Annotated in this window: 4 protein-coding genes; all 4 read right to left on the bottom strand. The window is 26.2% G+C overall.

Translation table 11 applies throughout. The annotated features are described in order from the left end of the window. Positions 1-155: 155 nt before the first annotated feature. Complete coding sequence (locus tag XO12_RS08210; protein WP_047266110.1) at positions 156-1,184, bottom strand: TrkA family potassium uptake protein; 1,029 nt, start codon at positions 1,182-1,184, stop codon at positions 156-158. A 10-nt stretch (positions 1,185-1,194) separates the two neighbouring features. Next, the gene (locus XO12_RS08205) at positions 1,195-4,155 is read right to left on the bottom strand and encodes an N-6 DNA methylase (RefSeq protein WP_175420095.1); all 2,961 of its coding nucleotides are present in this window, start codon (positions 4,153-4,155) and stop codon (positions 1,195-1,197) included. A 76-nt stretch (positions 4,156-4,231) separates the two neighbouring features. After that, the gene (locus XO12_RS08200) at positions 4,232-4,975 is read right to left on the bottom strand and encodes a hypothetical protein (protein ID WP_047266108.1); all 744 of its coding nucleotides are present in this window, start codon (positions 4,973-4,975) and stop codon (positions 4,232-4,234) included. 4 nt (positions 4,976-4,979) lie between these two features. Continuing rightward, the gene (locus XO12_RS08195; protein WP_047266107.1) at positions 4,980-6,713 is read right to left on the bottom strand and encodes an NAD+ synthase; all 1,734 of its coding nucleotides are present in this window, start codon (positions 6,711-6,713) and stop codon (positions 4,980-4,982) included. Positions 6,714-6,750: the final 37 nt, after the last annotated feature.

The following is a 6,750-nucleotide window of genomic DNA, read 5'->3' as shown; positions in this document are numbered from 1 at the left end:
TCACTTGTCAAGGAGCTTTCCTTTCCTTCCCGCGGCTCTTCGTCCGCGTCCGAGTATATATATTACCACCTTTCTTCTCTTTTGTCAACTTACAATACCGTTAATTTTTGTTAATCATTAGTGAATTGATGTCTTTTTCTTTTATAATCAATATTTTAATCTTTTGCCATTATTACATATCTTCTTAACTTTTCTATATCCTCTTGATCACCTATAACCATAAGTGAATCTTTTGGTTTTATTTTAAAGTTAGATTTCGGATTATATTTTGCCTTTCCATTTCTTCTAATAGCCATTACAATTATATCAAGTGTTTTTGAAATTTCTAATTCTCCAAATTCTTTTCCTACCATCCAGCTATTTTCTGGTATTCTTATTTCTGCAAATCCAAACGTTTCTCCAAAATCCACTTGTGTACTTTCAATAAAAGATAATACATTTGGTTTTGAAACCATTAACGCCATTCTTTTTCCAGTTATTTCCGGCGGAAGTATAACATTATCCACACCTGCATATAACAATTTTCTCAATTCTTCAGAACTTGTGGCATTTGATACAATATATAATGATGGGTTTAATGTTTTGGCTGTTAGGGCTATATATAGATTATCCACATCACTTGGAGAGGTTAATAATAACCCCTTTGCTTCAAAGATCTTTGCTTTTATTAATACATCCTCATCTTTTGCATCTCCAATTACAAAATTTATATTTTTATATTCTTCTTTTTCAATTAATTTATCCATTCTATCCTGATTTTTTTCTATAATTATATAAGGTGTTTTCGTTTTTATAAATTCATCAATAATATATTTTCCAGTTTTTCCCCCACCTACTATAATATAATGATTCGTTATATTTTCTATACGTTTCATCATTTTCAATATTCCTCCTATCTTTTTAAAATCCCCTTCCACAAACAATGCTGTTAGTGAAGAAATCAAATACAAAACAACAGAAATACCGGAAAAAATTAAAAATGCATCGAATATTATGGTTGCTCGAGAAATATTTTCTGGCATACCATACCCCACGGTTGAAAGAGTTATCGCCGTAATATAAAAAGACTGAAAAAAATCCCATCCTTCTAATATCATAAATCCTATAATTCCAATAAAAAATATTATAACTATTATTAACAGCGAAAAGGTTATTTGTTTAAATATTCTTTTATATTCTTCCATATTATTCCCCCTAAATATACGGTCTAGCTTTTTTATAATAATTAAACTGTTCTTTTAAAAATTTATTTTCTATATAGTTTTCCAATCTATTTCTTAAATATTTTTTTATTGTTTCATCTGTTATTCCTATTTTTTCAAGTCCTGCTTTTATTTTTTTTATATCCCCTTTATTTTTTATATATTCTTCATTTATCGCTAAAAATAAAAAATATTTTACTCTATAATTATCTAAAGATATTCTATCTTTTATAGTGTTAAAAACCGTTATGGGGTTTACCTTAGTATTTAATGATATTCTTTCTATCGCATTATCATATTCATTTCTATCTTTTTTATTGTATATCTTTAACATTATATTTTTATCATATTCAATAGAATCCCGTTTAGGAAATATATATTTTAAAAAGCGGTATATTTCTTTCTCTATATCATTTATTTTTTCATTGTGTAATTCTAGATCTTCTACATATTCTTTTTTTAAATAATTTATTATAGAAGGGATTTTCTCAATTTCTCCGTTTTTTAACCAGCCTGCTGGATATCCTTCTTTATGAAAAATCTCTCTTATTGTACTTTTCTTTAATCCATACATTTGAAAGATTATTTTTTCTACAAGCGCTTCAAGCAATAATATATATGTATCAAGTAAATCTTTTTCATATATTTTTTTTAATGTTTTTTCTTCAAAACTTCCTTTTGAGTTTTGATGTAAAGGCGACCCTTTATAATGAAATTCTAAAGGTGAAAAATCTGTATTTTGTTTTTTTATTATAATTATCATTTTAACTATATCTATTAATAAATCTCTTTTTTTGTTTTTATTTACCAATCTTGTTGCTATTGGAATTTGTTTTAAATCTCCCACTTCAAGATCTACACTTCCTGCAATAAATTTATATAAATAAAAAGCAAGTTTGCTATTAAGAAACCCCAATAAAGCATATTTTAAATCGTCATTTTTAATAAATATACTGCTTCCTTTACAATCAAAAAGAAAATTTTCGGGCAGCAATCTAAATGTCGGGCCTTTTGACGTTGTCATAGAATATGTAATTCCAGGTTTAAAATAATACTGTTTATTTGGCAAGTGATTTCCCATTTTCTTTAATATATTATAATTTTCCTCATCAAAAGCTATTACCCACCATAAATTACCAAACCATTTATTATACGGGCCTCCTTTAACATAAGGTACCCATTTTTTCCCATCAATTTTATGATTAAAGCTTATCTCATTTTTTGGTACCTGCCAATGATATCTTAAAAATCTTTTATTATCACCTGTTGCAATACCCTGCCTTACGTCTGCAAATTTTATTAATTTATCATATTCAAATATTTTTTTTATTTCATCGTTTATCCAGTATACAAAAGGTATTCGTGGGATTTTTTTAAATTCTTTCTGATTTTCTTTGAAAACTCTTTTTATTTTTTCATTTTTATATATTTTTTCAGTTATTTTATTTAATTCATTCTTTTTTTTCTCATATGGTGCATCATTGAGATTTATATATATACCTTTCTCTTCATTTGCATTATTCTTTCTAAAAATAAACATAGCGGTATCAACGAGCGCATCCTCAAATACCCCACCTAATCCAAAATGTACCAAACTTTCTATATGCATATTTTTTATTATAAACTTTCTTAATTTTTCATAACTACTTATAAACATAAATGTTTGTGGAGTTATCATTCCCATTAAACCATTCTCAAGTAAAAATTCATAATTTCTTTTTATAAAAGCTGCGTATAAATTTTTCCTAAAATCAAAATATTTTTCTCTAATTAATTTTCTTAAAGAAGGTGTATAATCATGCGAATCTGTATATGGCGGGTTTGAAATCACTATGTCGAAATTTTTTATAAGAATACCGAAGAATTTCTTCAATTTATCTACATAATACTTTTCAAGATGTGTTTTTTCTTCAAATAAAGGTATTATCTTTCTCTTTTGTAAATTTTTTTTTTTTTCTTTAGATTTATTACTTAAGATTATTAAACTGCCTAATTCTTTATATCCTTCAATTTCATCTTTTACACTTTCATATACATCTCTTAATATATTATCCTCAATATCATTTGAATTTATCATTTCAAAATCTGTTGAAATAAGATTAAAATCTAAATCCCATTTATAACCATCGCTCAACGCCTTAATTTTTAATACCAGTTTGGCAATTTCTATTGAGCGTTCATCTATATCTATTCCATATATGTTTTTTTCTATAATATTTTTTATATATACATATCTACTATACCCTTTTCTTTCATAAAATTCTTTAAGTCTATCATATACTTTTATTAAAAAATGACCACTTCCACATGCTGGATCTAAAATTTTTATTTCTTCTAATTTCTTTATATTGTTTCTTTTCTTATACTTTATTTTATATTTTTCTGCTATTTCCTGATCATCATATATTTCACAATAATATTTAGTTAGAGTATTATCAACAATATATTCCACTACCCATTCTGGTGTGTAAAATTGTGATTGTTTAAATAATCTGGATCTTTCTTCATCTAAATTATAATATTGATATGCCCAACCAAGAATATCCTCCTTATGCCAATCCTTTACATTATTGATCTCTTCGAATATTTTTTGTAATATATTTTCTTCCATTTCAATTTCATAGATTTCATCAAAAAGTTCTGGTATATATTTTTTTAATTCATTAAAATTGAGTTTTTCTTTTAATATTTCTTTTTCTTTCAACATTTTTAGGGATATTATTTTATTTAAATAATTAAATGTATAGTTTTCAATATATTTTTTCCGTTTTTCAACATACTCATCGAAAAACATCTCTTTTAACATATCAAATGTATTTTTGTTTACAACTTTCTTATTAAAAAAAGGTTTATATTTTGTTTCATAAAAACCCATTTGATTCAATTTTAAATCAATAGATTTTTTTATAAGCATTTTTATTTTTTTTATTGTAATTTTTAAATTTTCGTACATATAAATCCCCCAGGCTATCTCCAATTAATTGTTTTTCTTAATTATTTTTTATTTAACCATTTTATCTTGACTATTTTTATCTTAATTGTTTTTCAACCAAAAATATTCTTAATATGTAATTTTTCTCTTCTATATTCTCTTCTTCCGCATTTACCAGATAATATTCTATATAATTAGCGGAAAAATCTTCATTCATAAATAGATACATATTTTTTGATAATTTATATACTTTATCCATATCACGTAATATAAAATTTGTATATTTTGCTTTAATATTTATCGTTTTCTCAACATCCCCTGTTTTTAATCTTTCAGGTAAATCTGAAAAATTTATTTTCTCAAAATTTCCCATAAGAAATTTTGAGAAATATACATCATATTCATCCTGCAAATCAGTTGGAACTTTATAAAAAGTATATATTTCCCCATTTTTTCTTATTAAAATATTTTTTATTCCTCTTATATAAAATGATGGAAAAGAGATTAACAATGCATCATCTAATTCCCTCACATTAAAATATCTAAATGCCTTTTCATGGAATTCTTTATCTTTATATTTAACAATAAAATTTGTTTCATCTATTTTTTCTATTTTTACTTCGCCATATTTTGTTTCAATTATTTTTTTATTGGAATATATGTTATACCAATTTGCTTTTTCAATCTGTAATGACGGTAATATTTTAAATTCATTTAAAACCTTTTCATATTGAGACCATATAAACCATATAATAATATAAATACCAAACATAATTGCAAAAATAATTAGTAATGATTTGGCACCTTTTTTTCTCTCTTCTTTATTAAGTAAATTATTCATATTCTTACCTCCAGATTTTATATCCATTGGTTATTGGCATTCTTCTGTCTTTTCCAAATGCCCTTTGAGTTATTTTTATTCCTGGCGCTCCCTGACGCCTTTTATACTCATTTAAATCGACAAGTTTTATTACATATTTTACTGTTTCAATATCATATCCATCTTCAACTATTTCATCTATACTCATTTCATACTCTATATATCTTTCTAAAATTGCATCGAGTATTTCATATGGCGGTAATTTATCCTGATCTGTTTGATCAGGCTTCAATTCTGCAGATGGTGCTTTAATAAATATATTTTCCGGTATAATCCATTTGCCTTTAATTTTATTAAAATATTCCGCAAGTTTATATATTTCTGTTTTATAAACATCTTTAATTGGAGAAAACCCACCTGCCATATCACCATATAATGTAGCATAACCTGTTGCAACCTCACTTTTATTACCAGTAGCAAGCGCTATATACCCAAATTTATTTGAAAACGCCATTACTATTGTCCCTCTAATTCTAGCCTGAATATTTTCTTCGGCTACATTCATGGGTAAATCTTCAAATGCAACCTTTAATTCTTTTAATAAACTTTCAAATGTTCTTCTTATCGGTATTGTATGAGTTTTCATTTCAAGATTTTTCGCTAATAATATTGAGTCTTCTATACTACCTCTCGATGAATATTGTGACGGCATTAATACACCTAAAACATTGTCACTTCCAAAAGCATCCGCTGCTAAAGCCGCAACGAATGCGGAATCCATACCACCGCTTAATCCCAAAACAACATTTGAAAAACCGTTTTTATGAATATAATCTTCAAGTCCTAATTTTAAAGCTTTATATATTTCTTCATATTTTTCCATTAAGTTAACCCTTTTATTGCCTTTTAATATTTTTCTCTTTTTATTCGGTTCTTTTTCAATTATTTTAATCTCAACATTATGATTATCATATAATAGATGTCTTCTTTTTCCTTCTCTTAAATTTGCCCTTGTAGATGATATGGGATCTATATCTATAAAATCAACTTTTTCATCAAAAAGAGGTAATGAATGTTCAATTTCACCAAATGGATTTATAACAACACTTCCACCATCAAAGACAATTTCATCCTGTCCTCCTATTAAATTTGTATATACCAGCCATGTTGAAAGTTCTGCTGCTCTTGTTTTTAACATTTCCAGCCTGCTTTTTGGCTTTTCTTTTGTATATGGTGATGCCGACAAATTAACAATTACGTGAGCACCCATTTCAGCCAATTCAACAGCCGGTCCATTTGGAACCCATATATCTTCACAAATTGTAACTCCTATCTTTAAACCATTTTTCAGCTCAATCATCAGAGGTTGTTTCCCAGGAGAAAAATATCTTTTTTCATCAAACACTGAATAATTCGGAAGATATATTTTATGGTATTTTGCTTCTTCTTTTCCATTGTATATTACATATGCTGTATTATATGCATCAACCTCAAAATCAAGATTTCCAATTATTGATATTACATCACTACCATATGTATAATCAATATATTGTTTCAAAAAATTTCTTGAATCATTTAAAAATCCTGTTTTCAATACCAGATCTTCTGGCGGATATCCGGTCAAGAATAATTCAGGAAAAATCAACAAATCAGCTTCATTTTCCTCCGCGAATTTAAAGGCTTTTTTTGCTTTATTTAAGTTTTCATTCAGATTTCCAACATGCGAATTTAATTGCGCAATTCCAATTCTAAGTCTCATAGTATCACTCCATTCATTATTTTATATAATTATTATA

Source organism: Marinitoga sp. 1154 (genome assembly GCF_013363285.1).
Classification (GTDB): Bacteria; Thermotogota; Thermotogae; order Petrotogales; family Petrotogaceae; genus Marinitoga.
Note: the sequence above shows the minus strand (reverse complement) of the source record. Positions and strands in the feature narration are given on the sequence as shown.

Bases quoted from the DNA above. Each gene is read 5' to 3' on its own strand.
- XO12_RS08205 (WP_175420095.1), bottom strand. From the start codon at position 4,155: ATGTACGAAAATTTAAAAATTACAATAAAAAAAATAAAAATGCTTATA.
- XO12_RS08195 (WP_047266107.1), bottom strand. From the start codon at position 6,713: ATGAGACTTAGAATTGGAATTGCGCAATTAAATTCGCATGTTGGAAAT.
- XO12_RS08200 (WP_047266108.1), bottom strand. From the start codon at position 4,975: ATGAATAATTTACTTAATAAAGAAGAGAGAAAAAAAGGTGCCAAATCA.
- XO12_RS08210 (WP_047266110.1), bottom strand. From the start codon at position 1,184: ATGGAAGAATATAAAAGAATATTTAAACAAATAACCTTTTCGCTGTTA.